15 protein-coding genes are annotated in these 14,730 nt (G+C 65.4%); 6 read left to right on the top strand and 9 right to left on the bottom strand.

Features of this window, described 5'->3' with window-relative positions; translation table 11 throughout:
- Positions 1-5: 5 nt before the first annotated feature.
- From CLU90_RS07070 to ppnN, 8 genes are all read right to left on the bottom strand, one after another.
- Positions 6-953, bottom strand: a complete 948-nt coding sequence (locus CLU90_RS07070) for a sugar kinase (protein WP_100427519.1) — start codon at positions 951-953, stop codon at positions 6-8.
- Positions 950-1,696, bottom strand: a complete 747-nt coding sequence (locus CLU90_RS07075) for a sugar phosphate isomerase/epimerase family protein (RefSeq protein ID WP_100427520.1) — start codon at positions 1,694-1,696, stop codon at positions 950-952. The genes CLU90_RS07070 and CLU90_RS07075 overlap by 4 nt, the downstream gene beginning before the upstream one ends.
- A complete protein-coding gene (locus tag CLU90_RS07080) occupies positions 1,693-2,427 on the bottom strand; it encodes an amino acid ABC transporter ATP-binding protein (RefSeq protein ID WP_034755389.1) in 735 nt (244 codons plus the stop codon). The genes CLU90_RS07075 and CLU90_RS07080 overlap by 4 nt, the downstream gene beginning before the upstream one ends.
- A complete protein-coding gene (locus tag CLU90_RS07085; protein WP_092709435.1) occupies positions 2,414-3,064 on the bottom strand; it encodes an amino acid ABC transporter permease in 651 nt (216 codons plus the stop codon). Before CLU90_RS07085 ends, CLU90_RS07080 begins: the two co-directional genes overlap by 14 nt.
- A gap of 1 nt (position 3,065) precedes the next feature.
- Positions 3,066-3,758 (bottom strand): amino acid ABC transporter permease, encoded by a 693-nt coding sequence (locus tag CLU90_RS07090; RefSeq protein WP_100427521.1) that lies wholly within the window; start codon positions 3,756-3,758, stop codon positions 3,066-3,068.
- A gap of 90 nt (positions 3,759-3,848) precedes the next feature.
- A complete protein-coding gene (locus tag CLU90_RS07095) occupies positions 3,849-4,655 on the bottom strand; it encodes a transporter substrate-binding domain-containing protein (RefSeq protein ID WP_070304998.1) in 807 nt (268 codons plus the stop codon).
- Positions 4,656-4,853: 198 nt separating this feature from the next.
- Positions 4,854-5,903: a LacI family DNA-binding transcriptional regulator gene (locus CLU90_RS07100; protein ID WP_100427522.1), complete on the bottom strand. Its 1,050-nt coding sequence runs from the start codon at positions 5,901-5,903 to the stop codon at positions 4,854-4,856.
- A gap of 188 nt (positions 5,904-6,091) precedes the next feature.
- On the bottom strand, positions 6,092-7,462 hold the full coding sequence (ppnN, locus tag CLU90_RS07105) for a nucleotide 5'-monophosphate nucleosidase PpnN (protein WP_092709447.1): 1,371 nt from the start codon (positions 7,460-7,462) through the stop codon (positions 6,092-6,094).
- A 367-nt stretch (positions 7,463-7,829) separates the two neighbouring features.
- On the opposite strand from ppnN, the gene CLU90_RS07110 reads away from it, so the two are divergent.
- From CLU90_RS07110 to CLU90_RS07125, 4 genes are all read left to right on the top strand, one after another.
- On the top strand, positions 7,830-9,278 hold the full coding sequence (locus CLU90_RS07110) for a peptide MFS transporter (protein ID WP_442905224.1): 1,449 nt from the start codon (positions 7,830-7,832) through the stop codon (positions 9,276-9,278).
- Between the two features lie 130 nt (positions 9,279-9,408).
- Positions 9,409-10,086: a UPF0149 family protein gene (locus tag CLU90_RS07115; RefSeq protein ID WP_100427523.1), complete on the top strand. Its 678-nt coding sequence runs from the start codon at positions 9,409-9,411 to the stop codon at positions 10,084-10,086.
- Positions 10,087-10,098: 12 nt separating this feature from the next.
- Positions 10,099-11,793 (top strand): hypothetical protein, encoded by a 1,695-nt coding sequence (locus tag CLU90_RS07120; RefSeq protein ID WP_100427524.1) that lies wholly within the window; start codon positions 10,099-10,101, stop codon positions 11,791-11,793.
- Positions 11,794-11,804: 11 nt separating this feature from the next.
- On the top strand, positions 11,805-12,188 hold the full coding sequence (locus CLU90_RS07125; protein WP_100427525.1) for a hypothetical protein: 384 nt from the start codon (positions 11,805-11,807) through the stop codon (positions 12,186-12,188).
- Positions 12,189-12,197: 9 nt separating this feature from the next.
- On the opposite strand, the gene CLU90_RS07130 is transcribed toward CLU90_RS07125, so the two are convergent.
- Complete coding sequence (locus CLU90_RS07130) at positions 12,198-12,425, bottom strand: hypothetical protein (protein ID WP_100427526.1); 228 nt, start codon at positions 12,423-12,425, stop codon at positions 12,198-12,200.
- Positions 12,426-12,629: 204 nt separating this feature from the next.
- On the opposite strand from CLU90_RS07130, the gene CLU90_RS07135 reads away from it, so the two are divergent.
- Together CLU90_RS07135 and CLU90_RS07140 are read left to right on the top strand one after the other, a co-directional pair.
- Positions 12,630-13,754: a hypothetical protein gene (locus CLU90_RS07135; protein ID WP_092709459.1), complete on the top strand. Its 1,125-nt coding sequence runs from the start codon at positions 12,630-12,632 to the stop codon at positions 13,752-13,754.
- Positions 13,747-14,676, top strand: coding sequence for an AAC(3) family N-acetyltransferase (locus CLU90_RS07140; RefSeq protein ID WP_100427527.1), 930 nt, complete (start codon positions 13,747-13,749; stop codon positions 14,674-14,676). Before CLU90_RS07135 ends, CLU90_RS07140 begins: the two co-directional genes overlap by 8 nt.
- Positions 14,677-14,730: the final 54 nt, after the last annotated feature.

Genomic DNA, 14,730 nt, shown 5'->3' on the forward strand with positions numbered 1-14,730 from the left:
TCGGTTCAAGATGGGTCCAGCGCGTCGAGCTGGGCGCGGGTGGGCAAGCCTTCCATGTCTCCGGCCACCTGGATGGCGAAGGCGCCGACCCGGTTGCCGCGCCCTACCGCCTGCGCCAGCGGCAAGCCTTCCAGCAAGGCGCTGACCAGGCCGGCCGCGAAGCCGTCGCCGGCGCCCACCGTGTCGACCACCTTGGCCACGCGCTCGCCCGCCACCATGCCGCTGTCGCCATCGGCCGTGCGGTAATAGGCGCCCTCGGCGCCCAGCTTGATGACCACCAGGCGCGCGCCCTGCTGCAGATAAAAGCCGGCGACGTCGTGCGGCAGGTCGTGGCCGGTGAGGATTTTTCCTTCCCCCAGGCCGGGCAGCACCCAGTCGGCCTTGGCGGCCAGGCGGTTGATCTGCTCGACCATGACGGCCTGTGACGGCCACAGCGAGGGCCGCAGGTTCGGATCGAACGACACGGTGCGGCCGTTGGCACGCATGAAATCGAGCGCCTGGCCGGCGAACGCCAGGCTGCTCCCGGACAGCGCCGCGGCCACGCCCGTGGCGTGCAAATGGCGCGCGGACAGGAAATAGGCGGGGTCGAAGTGCTCGGGCGCCAGCCGGCTGGCGGCGGAACCCTTGCGGAAGTATTCGACCAGCGGGTCGGCACCGTTCTCGGCCTTTTCCTTGAGCAGGAAGCCGCTGGACTGGCCGGCGACGGCGACGACCCGGCTGCAATCGACGCCCTCGGCCTGCACGCTGGCGCGGATGAAGCGGCCGAACGAGTCGTCGCCCACGCGGCTCAGCCAGCCGACTTTCAAACCCAGGCGCGCCAGGCCGATGGCGACATTCGTCTCGGCGCCGGCCAGGCGGCGCGTAAAGTGCGCCACGGCGGCCAGGTCGCCCGTTTGCTCGGCAACGAACATCGCCATCGCCTCGCCATAGGTAACAACGTCGAGCTTCATCATGCGGCCTCCAGTATCTGAATGTAGCGGCCCGTTTCGGCCACCAGGTCGACGCCCTCGAGCGGGAATTCGATGGCCCGCTGCACGCCCGGCGCAAAGTGCGCAAAGACGGCGCGCCAGGCGGGATCGGCGTCGGAGACGGCGCAGGCGGACAGCCGGCCCCCGTCATCAAGAACCGCCTTGCAATGCACATAGCGCACGTACGGCGCCAGCAGGCGCGCCGCCTGCTGCGCGTCCTCGCCCACCCAGCGCCAGTTGCCGATGTCGAAGGTCAGCCCCACGGGCAGCCCGAGCTCGCGCGCCGCCGCCAGGAAGCGCGCCATCGTCGCCAGTTTGCCGCCGTGGGCCGTCTGGTCGTTTTCCACCAGCAGCGCCACGGGTGCGGCCTCCAGCTGCGCCTTCAAGGCCGGCAAGTCCGGCACGGGCGGGTAATGGCCCAGCGACACCTTCAGGTAGCGCGCGCCCAGGCGCGCCGCCTCGTCCAGCATTTGCCGCAGCAGTTCTTGCTGCAGCTGCCCGTGCGCGTCCCACAATTCGATGGGCGTGGAATACACGCAGTACAGGCCGCGCGCGGCCACGGCCGCGCCCATGCGCGCCAGGTCCGGCACGTCGGAGGTGAACAATTCGCGGCGGATCTCGATGCCGGCGCCGCCCGCATCGGCCACCACGTCGATGAAATGGCTTTGCCCCAGCTGCCTCACCCTGCTTGCGCCGTAGGCCGACGCCGCCACCAGGACGGGGCTCACTTGATCGCTCCCGCGCCGACGAACTGGCGCGCTTCGGGCGTTTGCGGGTTGCTGAAAAAGGCTTCCGACGGCCCGCTTTCCCACACCAAGCCCTGGTGCATGAAGACGGTGACGTCGGCCATGCGCCGCGCGAACTCCATCTCGTGCGTCACCAGCAGCATCGTCATGCCCGCCTGCGCCAGCTCCTCCATCACCTTCAGCACTTCCTGCGTCAGTTCCGGGTCAAGCGCCGACGTCACTTCGTCGAACAGCATCACTTGCGGCTCCATCGCCAGCGACCGGGCGATGGCCACGCGCTGCTGCTGGCCGCCCGACAGCTGCTCGGGATAGGCTTCGCGCTTGTGGTCCAGGCCCACCTGCTTGAGCACGCGCAGCGCCGTGGCGCGGCCCTGCGCGTCGGGCACCTTCTTGACGATGCGCGGCGCCAGCATGACGTTTTCTTCCACGGTCAGGTGGGGAAACAGGTTGTAGCTCTGGAAGACCATGCCGACGTCCTTGCGCAAGTCGAGCAGGTGTTCCTGGCGCGCCGTCAGCGTGTGGCCGGCCACGACGATGCTGCCGCTGTCGATGGTTTCCAGGCCGTTGATACAGCGCAGCATGGTGCTCTTGCCGGAGCCGCTGCGGCCGATCACGGCGATCACCTGGCCACGCTCGACGGCGAACGACACGCCCTTGAGCACGTGGTTGGCGCCGAAGCTCTTGCTGATATTGTCGATTTCAACGATGGGCATGGAATTTCCTTTCCAGTGAATGGCTGTAGCGCGACAGCGGATAGCACATCGCGAAGTAGATCAGGGCGACGATGGGGAAGACGATGAACGGCAGGAAGGTCGCATTGCTGACCAGTTGCCCTGCCCGCGTCAGTTCCACCACGCCGATGATCGAAGTGATCGAAGTGTTCTTGATGATCTGCACCATGAAGCCCACCGTCGGCGGCAGCGAATGGCGCAGCGCCTGCGGCAGGATGACGTAACGCAGCTGCTGGTAGCGGTTCAGCGCCAACGCGGCCGATGCTTCCCACTGCTGCCGCTGCACCCCTTCGATGCAGCCGCGCCAGATCTCGCCCAGGTAGGCGCTGGCAAAGATCGTCATCGCCGCGCCGGCCGCGATGACCGGCGACAGCTTGTAGCCGAACAGCGCCAGGCCGTAATAGGTGAGGAACAGCACGATCAGCACGGGCGTGCCCTGGACCAGCTGGATGTACAGCGCGCTGATGCAGCGCAGGAACGGACTGCGCGCCGTGCGCAGCAGCGCCACCGCGAAGCCGGCGATGCCGCCCGTGACGAAGACGATCAGCGACAGGCCGATGGTCCAGCGCGTGGCCTCGAGCAGGAATTGCAGGTTATCCCAGGAAAAATCACTGATCATGTCATGCTCCCATGCGCGCCGCGCCCAGACGGCGGCGGCGTTTGAAGACGATCTGGCCCAGCACCCAGAAGCTGAAGCGGAACAGCAGGGCCAGCAGGATGTACAGCACCATCACGACGATGTAGATCTCGAAGCTGCGGAAGGTTTCCGAGTCGAGCAGGTGGGCGGCGGCAGTCAGCTCCTCGGCGGAAATGGCCGACACGACGCTCGAGGCCAGCATCATCAAGGTGAACTGGCTGGCCAGCGCGGGATAGACTTTTTCCAGCGCCGGCAGCAGCACCACGTGGCGCATCATCTGCCAGCGCGTCATGCCCAGGGCTTGGGCCGCCTCGAGCTGCGACGGATGCACGGCGCCGATGCCGGCCCGCACGATCTCGGCCGCATAGGCGCCCAGGTTGACCGTCATGGCGACGAGCGCGGCGCCGTTCGCGTCGAGCTGCAGGCCCAGCGACGGCAAGCCGAAGTAGATGATGAACAGCTGCACCAGGAACGGCGTGCTGCGGATGATCTCGACATAGGCGCGCACCACCGCGCGGGCATAGGCGGGACCGTTCTTCAGGATGACGGCGGCGCACACGCCCACCGCCAGCCCCAGCACCATCGACAAGGCGCTCAGGCGTATCGTCAGCGCCGCGCCCCACAACAGGCGGTCCAGCGATTGCATGACAAGTTCGAAATGAAATTCATACGGCATACTCAACTCCTTTCTACGTGCGCGTCCCCGGCCGCGCCACCATGGCGGCGCGCCGTGCGGACGAGCACTATCGCTGTGCGGGTTGCGGTATCAGAAGGTCGGCAGCGCCGGCAGCGGCGCGCCGCTCCACTTGCGCGCGATGGCATCGAGTTCGCCGTTCAGCTTGACGTAGTAGATGAAGTTGTTGAGCCACTGGTGCAGTTCGAAGTCGCCGCGGCGCACGGCCATCGAGTTCGGTTGCAGCGAGTAGGAGAAGCGGACCTCGATCTTGCCCGCGCCGCGCGTCTTGATGATGTCGAGCGCCATCGTGCTGGGGATCGAAACGGCGTCGACCTGCTTGCTGAGCAAGGCCTGGGTCACGGTGGCGTCATCCTCGAAACGCACGATGCTGGTGCCGGCCGGCGCCATGCGGCTCAGCGCCGTGTCATTCGTGGTGCCGCGCGTCACGCCCACCTTCTTGCCCTTCAGGTCGGCCAGGGCCTTGAATTTGCCGCCGACGGGCGCGACGATGGCCAGCTCGAAGGCGCTGTAGGGCATGGTGAACATCAGGGTCTTGGCCCGTTCCGGCGTGGGCGCCAGGGTGGCCACGAGGAAGTCGACCTTGCCCGATTCCAGCGACGGCACGCGCGACGGCGCCGTCAGCGGGACGATTTCCACGGGCAGGTTCAGATATTTGCCGATCAGGTTGGCGACGTCGACGTCATAGCCGACGGGCACGCCCTTGGCGTCGATGCTGCCGAACGGCGGCGTGCCGCTGACGACGCCGATGGTCAGCTTGCCCTTCTTGATCAAGTCGCCAAGCGTCTGGGCGCCGGCATCGGCCGCCGCGCCCAGGGCGCACGTTGCTGCCAGCGCGCAGGCCACGATTTTCGCGTAAAACAGTGTCGTCATCTTCATGCTTCAGTCTCCTGTGATCCCGGTACCGGCCTCGTCGAGGCACTTCCGGGAATATTGTCAAATGGACGATTTACCTCGTCTCTTGCCGTTTTCCACCTTTACTACGCTTGACTATCCACGCCCCTTTCCAGTGTGAATACAATCCATGAAACCGGTTCCATAACCTTCCCAAAAAAAAGGGCAAGGCCCTCTTCCCCGTCAGTCGCCGCCCCGGGTGGAGTTGCGCACGATCAGCTTGCCCGGCAACAACACTTCGCGCGGCGGACATTGCTCGCCCTGCAAACGCGACAGCATGCACGTCATCGCCGAAAAACCGATCTCGTACGTCTGCTGCTCGATCGTGCTCAGGCCCGCCAGCGGCGACCACGGCAATTCGTCAAAACCCAGCAAGCCCACGTCCTGCGGCATGCGCAATGCGAGGCGCTGCAGCATCAGCGCCAGTTCCAGCGCCACCATGCCGTTCGAGGCCAGCAGCGCCACGCGGCGGCCGCGCCACTGCGCCAGGCATTGCCGCACCTGCGCGTCGATGGAAGGCCGGTCGTCCAGGTCCACGGCCAGCACTTCGCCCACGCAGCCCGGATGCTCGGCCATCACGGCCTGGAAACCGTCGGCGCGCATCAGGCGCGAACTGACGCCCGTCAAGGGCGGTGCGACGAAGGCGATGGCGTCGAAACCCTGTTCGATCAGATGCGCCGTGGCCAGGCGGCCCGCCTGCACATTGTCCAGGCCCACCAGGTCGAAATCGGCGCCCTCGATGCGGCGGTCGACCAGCACGATGGGCATTTCCGCCTGCTGCAAGTCGGACGACTCGATGTTGCGTCCCTGCGTGTTGACGATCAGCCCTTCCACGCTGTACGAGCGCAGCGCGGCCAGCGACTGCCGTTCGCGCTGTTCGTCGTTGCCGGTATTACACAAAATCAAGGTATAACCATGCTGCTGGCAAGCCGCTTCCACGCCTTGCAGCACGGCCACGGTGTAGGGATTGAGCATGTCGGCCACGACCATGCCGATCAGGCGCGTGCGGCCCCGCTTGAGACCGCGCGCCATCTGGTTCGGCTGGTAGCCGAGGCGCGCGATGGTGCTGGTGATCTGCTGGCGGATGTTCTCGGACAGGGCGTCGAGTTCGCCGCCGAGAAAGCGCGACACGCTCGTCTTCGACACGCCCGCCTCGCGCGCCACCTGGGCGATGGTCACGGGCCGGGCCGGTTCGCCGACGGCTGTCTTTTTAATGCTGCGTACTGAATCCAAGCTTGCTCTCCACTACCTGTTGACCTGCATATTTTTATTTTGGAACCGGTTCCAAAGATAGCACCCAAGAATCGATGATGCAAGCGATTTGATTGCCTGTGGCGGCGAAGGAACAGCATGGGAGCATCAGTGGAAAAGCGCCGCCCGCCCCCGGCAGATGCAGGCGGCGGGCGGCGCCGGCTGAAAAGTTACTGGATGACTGTATAGCAAGGCACGTACGCCGTGCCCGCCAGTTTCATGCGGTGCTGCGCCACGAAGGAAGCGAGCAGCGCATCCATGGGGCCCATGATGGATTTGTCGCCATGGATCTCGAAGTTGCCGTGCTTTTCGATCGAGCGGATGCCGTCGTCCTTGACGTTGCCCGCCACCACGCCCGAAAACGCGCGGCGCAGCTGGGCTGCCAGCAAGTGCGTGGGCTGGTTCTTGTGCAGGCTCAGGTTGCGCATGTTTTCATGCGTGGGCTGGAACGGCTTCTGGAACTCGTGATCGATCTTCAACAACCAATTGAAGTAATACGCGTCGCTGTGCGCCTTGCGGAATTCGCGCACCTGGCGTATGCCTTCGAGCATCTCGCGCGCCACCAGTTCCGGGTCGTCGATGATGATCTTGTAGCGCTGCTGCGCTTCCGGGCCCAGGGTGTCGTGGATGAACTGGTTGATCTGCACGAAGTATTCGCGCGACGTTTCCGGACCCGTGAAAATCAGCGGGAAGGGAATTTCGGCGTTATCCGGGTGCAGCAGGATGCCGAGGATGTACAGAATCTCTTCGGCCGTGCCCGCGCCGCCGGGGAAGACGACGATGCCGTGGCCCGCGCGCACGAACGCTTCCAGGCGCTTTTCGATGTCCGGCATGATGACGAGGTCATTGACGATGGGGTTCGGCGACTCGGCCGCGATGATGCCCGGCTCCGTGATGCCCAGGTAGCGGCCATTGTGCAAACGCTGCTTGGCGTGGCCGATGGTGGCGCCCTTCATGGGGCCCTTCATGGCGCCCGGGCCGCAGCCGGTGCAGATGTCGAGGCCGCGCAAGCCCAGCTGGTAGCCCACTTCCTTCGAATAATTGTATTCGGCGCGGTTGATCGAGTGGCCGCCCCAGCACACGACCAGGTTCGGGTTGAGCTGGGTTTGCAACACGTTGGCGTTGCGCAGGATGTGGAAGACGGCGTCCGTCACGCCTTCCGTGCTGTGCAAGTCGAATTTCGGATTGCCCGTCACTTCATCGCTGACGAAGATGATGTCGCGCAGCACGGCAAACAGGTGCTCGTGGATGCCCTTGATCATCTTGCCGTCGACAAAGGCGATGGCCGGCGCGCCCTTGATGTCGAGCTTGATGCCGCGCTCGCGCTGGATGATGGAGATTTCAAACGACTGGTAGCGCTCCAGCAGGGCGCGGCCATCGTCGATGGTGCTGCCGCAGTTCAAGACCGCCAGCGCGCAGCGGCGGAAGGTGTTGTAGAGGCCGCCCTGGCTGGTATCGAGCAGTTTGTTGACTTCAGTCTTGGAGAGCACGTCCAGGCGGCCTTCCGGTGAAACCAGAGTATCGATAACGTCGTGTTCCATAATGCGAAAAATCCTTTAAAAATCGATGCTCGAAGGTCTTGCAGCCTTAATATACGACAAGTCAGGCAAGTTGTGCTGTGCCGCCGCAAAATCGCCGGGCCCATCCTTGCATGCAAACCGGTTTGACCAATATGAAACAGTCATTCTTGCTAATGCGAATCGAAACCTTCGCTCAGCGCAATTTGTAGATTAGAATGCCAGCCTATTGGAATTCCCGTGCGTGAGGTTCTTCATGAGAGTCCCCGCCGCCCGCAGGCTTCCATAAGTTTGTTTTATCGATCGACTATAATAATTTTTCAGGAGGAACCGCATGAGCGGTGCGACTACGCCCAACAAGGAAGCCGTTATTCCCGAGTTCAAGCAGATTATGGGCCATCCAAGCCCATTGTGGATGTTGTTCATGACTGAATTCTGGGAACGCTTCGCGTTCTACGGAGTTCGCTGGGCGCTGGTACTGTACATCGTTGCCCAGTTCCACGCTGGTGACGCTTCGGGACAGGCAGCGGCCAACCTTACCTACGGTTCCTTCCTCGCGCTGGTGTACGCCGGCGCCCTGTTCGGCGGCTACATCGCCGACCGCGTCATCGGTTACCAGCGCTCCATCCTGCTGGGCGCCGTCTTCATGGCCGCCGGCCTGTTCTGCATCTCGGTACCGAACCAGGACATCTTCAACCTGGGCCTGGCCACCATGATCGTCGGTAACGGCATGTTCAAGCCGAACATCTCGACCATGGTCGGCAAGCTGTACACGACCGCCGATCCGCGCCGCGACAGCGGCTTCACGATCTTCTACATGGGCATCAACATGGGCGCCATGGTCGCGCCCGTCTTCACCCAGTGGCTGGCCGAGTCGATCTTCGGCACCAGCGCCATGCCTTCGTACAAGATGGTCTTCATGGCCTCCGGTTTCGGTATGCTGATCAGCCTGGTATGGTTCTTCATCGGCCGCCGCGCCCTGAAGGGCATCGGTGCGCCGGAAGCCGGTTCCGGCAACCCGATGCGCGTCGTCTGGGTGGCCGTCGGCTCCCTGTGCGTGATCCCGCTGATGTACTTCCTCTTGACCGTCGGCGCTGAAAAGCTGCAAATCGTCCTGACCGTGCTGTTCGTCGGCCTGGCCGTGATGCTGATGTTCGAAGGCATCCGCAACGGCAAGGTGGCGCGCGATCGCGTCATCGCCATGCTGCTGATCTTCGTCTTCAACATCCTGTTCTGGATGTTCTTCGAACAGGCAGGCAGCTCGTTCACCTTCCTTGCCGACAAGATCGTCAACCGCGACCTGGGCTTCTGGATCTTCCCGACCGCCTACTTCCAGACCGTCAATTCGGTCGCCATCATCGTCTTCGCGCCGATCATCGCCGCCGTCTGGGTCTTCCTGGCGCGCCACAACGTCAATCCTTCGATCCCGCGCAAATTCGGCCTGGGCTTGCTGGGCAATGCCTTGGCCTTCGGCTTGCTGATCTTCGCTCTGTCGAGCCTGGTTGGCGCCGACAACAAGATCCCGTTCTGGACCCTGACCACCGTCTACGTGCTGCAATCGATCGGCGAGCTGTGCCTGTCGCCTATCGGCCTGTCGATGGTCACCAAGCTGGCCCCGGTACGCCTGGTCGGCATGGGCATGGGTGGCTGGTTCCTGTCGACCGGTATCGGCAACAACCTGTCGGGCATCTTCGCCAGCTACGTCAGCGGCGAGAGCGGCATGTCGGTGCAGTCGGCCCTGTCCGGCTACACCTTCGGCTTCTGGTCCCTGCTGGGCGCCGGCGTGATCCTGTTCCTGATCGCACCACTGATCAACAAACTGATGCATGGCGTGAAGTAAGCTTCTGCCTTAGCTGACAACGGCGGCCTGCGGGCCGCCGTTTTTCATTGCGGCGCCGGTTTCCCCCTTGCCGGGCGGTACAATACGGCCAGGGCCACCGGCCACTCCACCCACGTCACCAAAGAATATTATGTCCAGCATCTCCAACACCACGCCCCTCTCCGACGACGAATACGCCGAACTCGACACCCTGCTGGCCGCGCCTGCGCTGGAAAGCCGCGCCATGGACGTGTCGATGCTGGAAGGTTTCCTCACGGCCGTCGCCCTGAGCCCGAAGCAGATCGCGGCCGAACAATGGCTGCCCTGGGTATGGGACAAGGCGGCCGGCAGCGCCTTGGCGGCCCAGGACGAGGCCAGCGTACGGGCGGCCAGCCTGGCGCAGCGCCACCATGCCTACATGGTCGAATGGCTGGCGAAAGACCCGGACAGCTTCGAGCCCATCTACGTCTGCGGCCCCGAATGGAGCGTGCCCGCCTGGTGCGCCGGTTTCATCCTGGGCACGAGCCTGGACAAGCCCCAGTGGGCGGCCCTGGCCGTCAGCCATCCTGATTACCTGGCGCCGTTCCAGCACCTGGCCAGCGCCAGCGAACTCGATGACGATGCGGCCGAAGCGGCCATGGATGGCGTGATTCCCGCCGTCATCGCCATCAACGCGGCCTGGGCGCGCCAGCGCCACCTGAAACAAAGCCAGCCCGGCGCCACCGTGCTGCGCGAACTGCCGAAGACGGGACGCAACGACCCGTGCCACTGCGGCAGCGGCAAGAAGTACAAGAAATGCTGTGCCGACGCCGATAGCGCGGCGACCTAAGGCGATTCCTCCTTGCGCCAGCTGCTGACGTCCCTGCTGCGCTTCCTGCTGCGCCACGCGCTGCAGTTCGCCCTGTTCATCGTCATCCTGCTGGCCGGACGCATGCTGCTGGCCGAATGGCGCGCCTACAGCGCCGGCAGCGAGGCCGTGGCCGCGCTCAAAACAACATCCAGCATGGCGGACGGCCATGGCGCCGGCCTGGCCGCTGCCGCCACGGCGCGGGTCAACGCCTTGCAAAAGGCCTCGCAAGCGGCCATCGCCACCCGCCTGGAGGAAGTGCAGACGCAATTGACGGCCTTGCGCGCGCGGCAGCAGCCCTCACTGTTTAGCCTCCCCCTCCCCGACACGACCACCCTGGCCCTGCACGCGCAGGAAGAAGCCACGCGCCGCGTGGAAATCGAAGTGCTGGCGCAGGAAGCCCGCTATCTGACCGCCCTGCAGGCGGCGCTCAAGGGCGAGGATGCGCGCCAGACCCTGGCGCGCCTGCATGCGGAACATGTGCGCGCATATGCTGCGCTGCAGAATAATGTGCGCCAGCGCCGGCAACTGGAAGCGCAGCACCCGCTGGCCGCGCACCTGCCCGGCAGCGACGCCTACGCGCAGCTGTCGCAGCTCGAAGCGCAGGGCCAGCGCCTGCGCGACATCAACCTGCAAGCGTATCAGGCCTGGGTAGCGCAGCACGCCCGCACCGGCGACGCTTCCCGTCCGGCGCCATTTGCCATCGACAGCACGGCCTTGGCCGGAGCCCTGGCGCCCGTGCAACAGGCCATCGCGGCCGGCGAAAACCAGCTGGCACGCAACTGGATCGCCCGCTGGCGCGCACCCGTGCTGGACGTGGCGCCCACGGCCGCCCTGCTGGTGCTGTCGGCCATTTTGCTGCCCGCCGCCATCAAGGCCTTCTTTTACTTCGTGCTGGCGCCCGTCGCTGCCCGATTGCCGCCGCTGTCGATCGCACGCGAGCTGCAAGTCGCGGGCAGCTCCCTGCCCCTGCCGCCACAGGGAGAATCACGCATTTCCGCCGTCTCGCAGGCGCTTCAACTGCAACCTGGCCAGCGGATGCTGATCCACCCCGAATACCTGCAATCGTCGCCCGTCAGCAGCTGCAAACGCACGCAGTGGCTGCTGGACTGGCGCTTCCCGTTCACCAGCCTGGCCGCCAGCATGGTGGCGCTGACCCGGCTGGAAAGCGGCGAGCCTGCATCCGTGACGATATCGGCCAGCGACGACCCGCTGCTGGAAGTGGCCGTCGTCCACCTGCCGGCCGGCGGCGCCCTCGTGTTCCAGCCGCGTGGCCTCGTGGGATTGGTCTGCGAGGCAGGCCAGCCGCTGGCGATATCGAGTCACTGGCGCCTGGGCAGCCTGCATGCCTGGCTCACCCTGCAGCTGCGCTTCATCGTCTTTCGCGGCCCCGTCACCCTGATCGTGCGCGGCTGCCGCGGCGTGCGCCTCGAGCGGGCCGGCCTGGGGCGCTCCATCAGCCAGTCCGCCACCCTGGGTTTCAGTACCGACGTGCTGTATTCGACGATGCGCAGCGAAACCTTCATCCCCTACCTGCGCGGCCAGCAGGCGCTGCTCAACGACCGCTTCGACGGCGGCAACGGCGTCTACCTGTACGAAGAAACCCCGCGCCACGGCAAGCAGCCGGGCAAGGTGGGCAGCTGGTTCGAGGGGCTCACGGACGCGATCTTGAAAGTGTTCGGCATCTAGCCGAAAAAACCATGATAAACGACGTCCTGTTTGCCGATTTTCTCGATGACCGTGCCGTGTATGGGGTGGCCGAGGCCTGCTGGCAGGCACGCTTGGCTTTCCTCGACGGCCAGTGCACGCCGTATCTGCGCACCGCGTTTGCCAATGGCCAGCCGTTTTATGACGGTAATCCCATCATCAACCTGGCGGACCGCAACGCCGGCAAGGCGACGCGCATCGTGCAGCAATGCCCGCATGAATTCGGCCACGGCTACACGAGCTTCGAGCAAGCCATCGAACTGGCCGTCGGCGATGGCCACCGCCCGGCGCGGGAAAAAATCATCGTGCTGACCTTGACGCAGGCAACGGCGCAGAGGGCCGAGGATGAATTGCGCGTCTGGTTTGCACCAGCCTAGAACTGCCGGCTACGCCGCAACCGAATGCGACACGCTCAGCCACTCGCCCGGCAGCAGATTGGCCGCCGCCTCGCGGGTGGCCAGCACGCTGTCGGGGTCCAGGTCCGAGCGTTTCAGCTTGTAGGAATAGGCAAAATCATCGGCATCGAATGCCTGCCCCGCCTTGACGTAATACTTGAAGCCGACAAAGGAGTCGGGATTGGTGACGACTGTGTATGCAAGCGTGACGCTGTTCATGGCGGGCCTCGTCGACAACGGTGAAGTGGCCATTATGCGTCAATTCCGGCGGTAGCTGATCCTTGCGGCAAGTCAATAGCCGTGACGGCCGCCGGCGCTACAGTAGGCTGGGCCAACAACATCGCCAACACTGCCATGCGCACACTGCTCGGTACCATCAGGAACACTTTCACTCTGCCAGCCAGGCTATCGCCGGCGGCACGCATGGAACGGCTGTCCGACCGCCTCGGCCTGCCCGCCGTTGACCCCGGGCCGGCCGCCATCGTCCAGGCCTGCACGGCCTGGCTGTGCGCGGCGCAGGACCATTCCAGTTCAAACGACGGCGGCGTCGCGCGCGACTACAGCCTGCAAACGGGCTGGTCGAGCTCCTACCCGGAGACCACCGGCTACATCATTCCCACCGTGATCACCGTGGCGAGGCGCACGGGCGCGCATGGTAAAGATGAAGCGCTGCACGGGCGGGCGCGGCGCATGCTCGATTGGTGCGTGGCCATCCAGTTCCCGGAAGGCGGTTTCCAGGGCGGGAAAATCGATTCCACGCCACGCGTGCCCGTCACCTTCAACACGGGGCAGATTCTGCTGGGCCTGGCCGCCGGCGTGGCAGCCTATGGCGCGCCCTACGAAGACGCCATGCACCGCGCGGCAAGCTGGCTGCGCGACAGCCAGGATGCCGACGGCTGCTGGCGCCGCCATCCGACGCCGTTCGCCAGCGCCGGCGACAAGGCCTATGAAACGCACGTGGCCTGGGGCCTGTTCGAAGCGGACCGCGTCGCGCCGGGCCACGGCTATGGCGATGCCGGCCTGCGCCAGGTCGACTGGGCGCTCACCAAGCAGCGCCCCAACGGCTGGTTCGCTTCGAACTGCCTGGACAACCCGCTGCTGCCGCTGACCCATACCATCGGCTACGCCTTGCGCGGCCTGCTCGAAGCGCACCGCTTTTCGGCGCGCACCGACCTGCTGGACGCCGCCGCGCGCACCGGAACGAGCGTCGCGAAAGCCGTGGCGGCCGATGGCTACCTGGCCGGCCGCCTCGGTCCGGACTTCCAGCCGGGGGCCAGTTACGCCTGCCTCACGGGTTCCGCGCAAAACGCGCATTGCTTGTTCCTGCTGTACCAGCTCACGGGCGAGCGGCGCTACCTCGATGCGGGGCGCCGTCTGAATAGCTTCGTGCGGCGCGCAGTCAGCATCGACGGTCCCGCGCACGCGCGCGGCGGCGTCAAGGGCTCGTTTCCCGTCGATGGCGACTACGGCACCTGGGCTTACCTGAACTGGGCGGCCAAGTTCTGCATCGACGCCAACCTGCTGGAACTGGAAATTGGCGATGCTTGACCAGGCCAAACGCGCCGCCCGGGCCGCGCTGGAAGCGTGGCGCCGCGCCGCCAGCGCCAGTCACGTGCGCCAGAGCCGGCCCCATGTGACGCGCGCCGCCTTGACCGCGGGCCTGGCGCGGCTGGGCATCGCGCCAGGCGATACGCTATTCGTCCATTCATCGCTGAAAAGCCTCGGCTACGTGGAAGGCGGCGCGCCGGCCGTGATCGGCGCGCTGCAGGACGCCGTCGGGTCACAAGGCACCCTGCTGCTGCCCACCTATTATCTGCCCGGCGGCACGGTGCGCGCCACCTGCGCCATGCCCGACTATGTGTTCGACCCGCGCCGCCATGGCACGCACATGGGGCGCCTGCCCGAAGCCTTCCTGGCCAGCGCCGGCGTCCGGCGCAGCATCCACCCCACCCACTCCGTATCCGCGTGGGGCCGCCACGCCATCCATCTCACCGAGGCGCACCACCGCGCGCCCTCGATCTTCGGCATGGATTCGCCCTGGCAGCGCTTCATCGGCTGCGAGCACGCAAAGGTGCTGGGCCTCGGCATTTCCATGGGACCGGTGACGTTCTATCACGCGCTGGAAGACGCCATGGGCGGCGCCTTTCCCGTGCCCGTGTGGGAAGACGATACCAAGCTGCTGGCCTGCCTGGACCACGCCGGCCGGCGCTGGGAGGTGCCCGTGCGCCCTTTCGACCAGGCAGTCGCCCAGCGCCGCATCGACCATCCCGGCCGCGGCGACTTGCGCGACTACTTTCACCGGGAATTCGACACTGCCGGCCTGCGCGTCAACGGCCAAGTGGGCGACGCGGCGTCGTGGTGCATACCGGCGCAGGCGTTTTATGCGCACCTGGGGCGGCTCGCGTCCGACAACGTGACGATCTACGCGAGCGCGGCGCAGCTGGCGGCGCGGCCCATCGGGCGCGCATGAAAAAGCCGCCCGGTTCGTCATGACACCGGGCGGCTCTCATTGGATCAGCGAGGA

The organism is Janthinobacterium sp. 67 (assembly GCF_002797895.1).
In the GTDB taxonomy this organism is placed as follows: Bacteria; Pseudomonadota; Gammaproteobacteria; order Burkholderiales; family Burkholderiaceae_D; genus Janthinobacterium.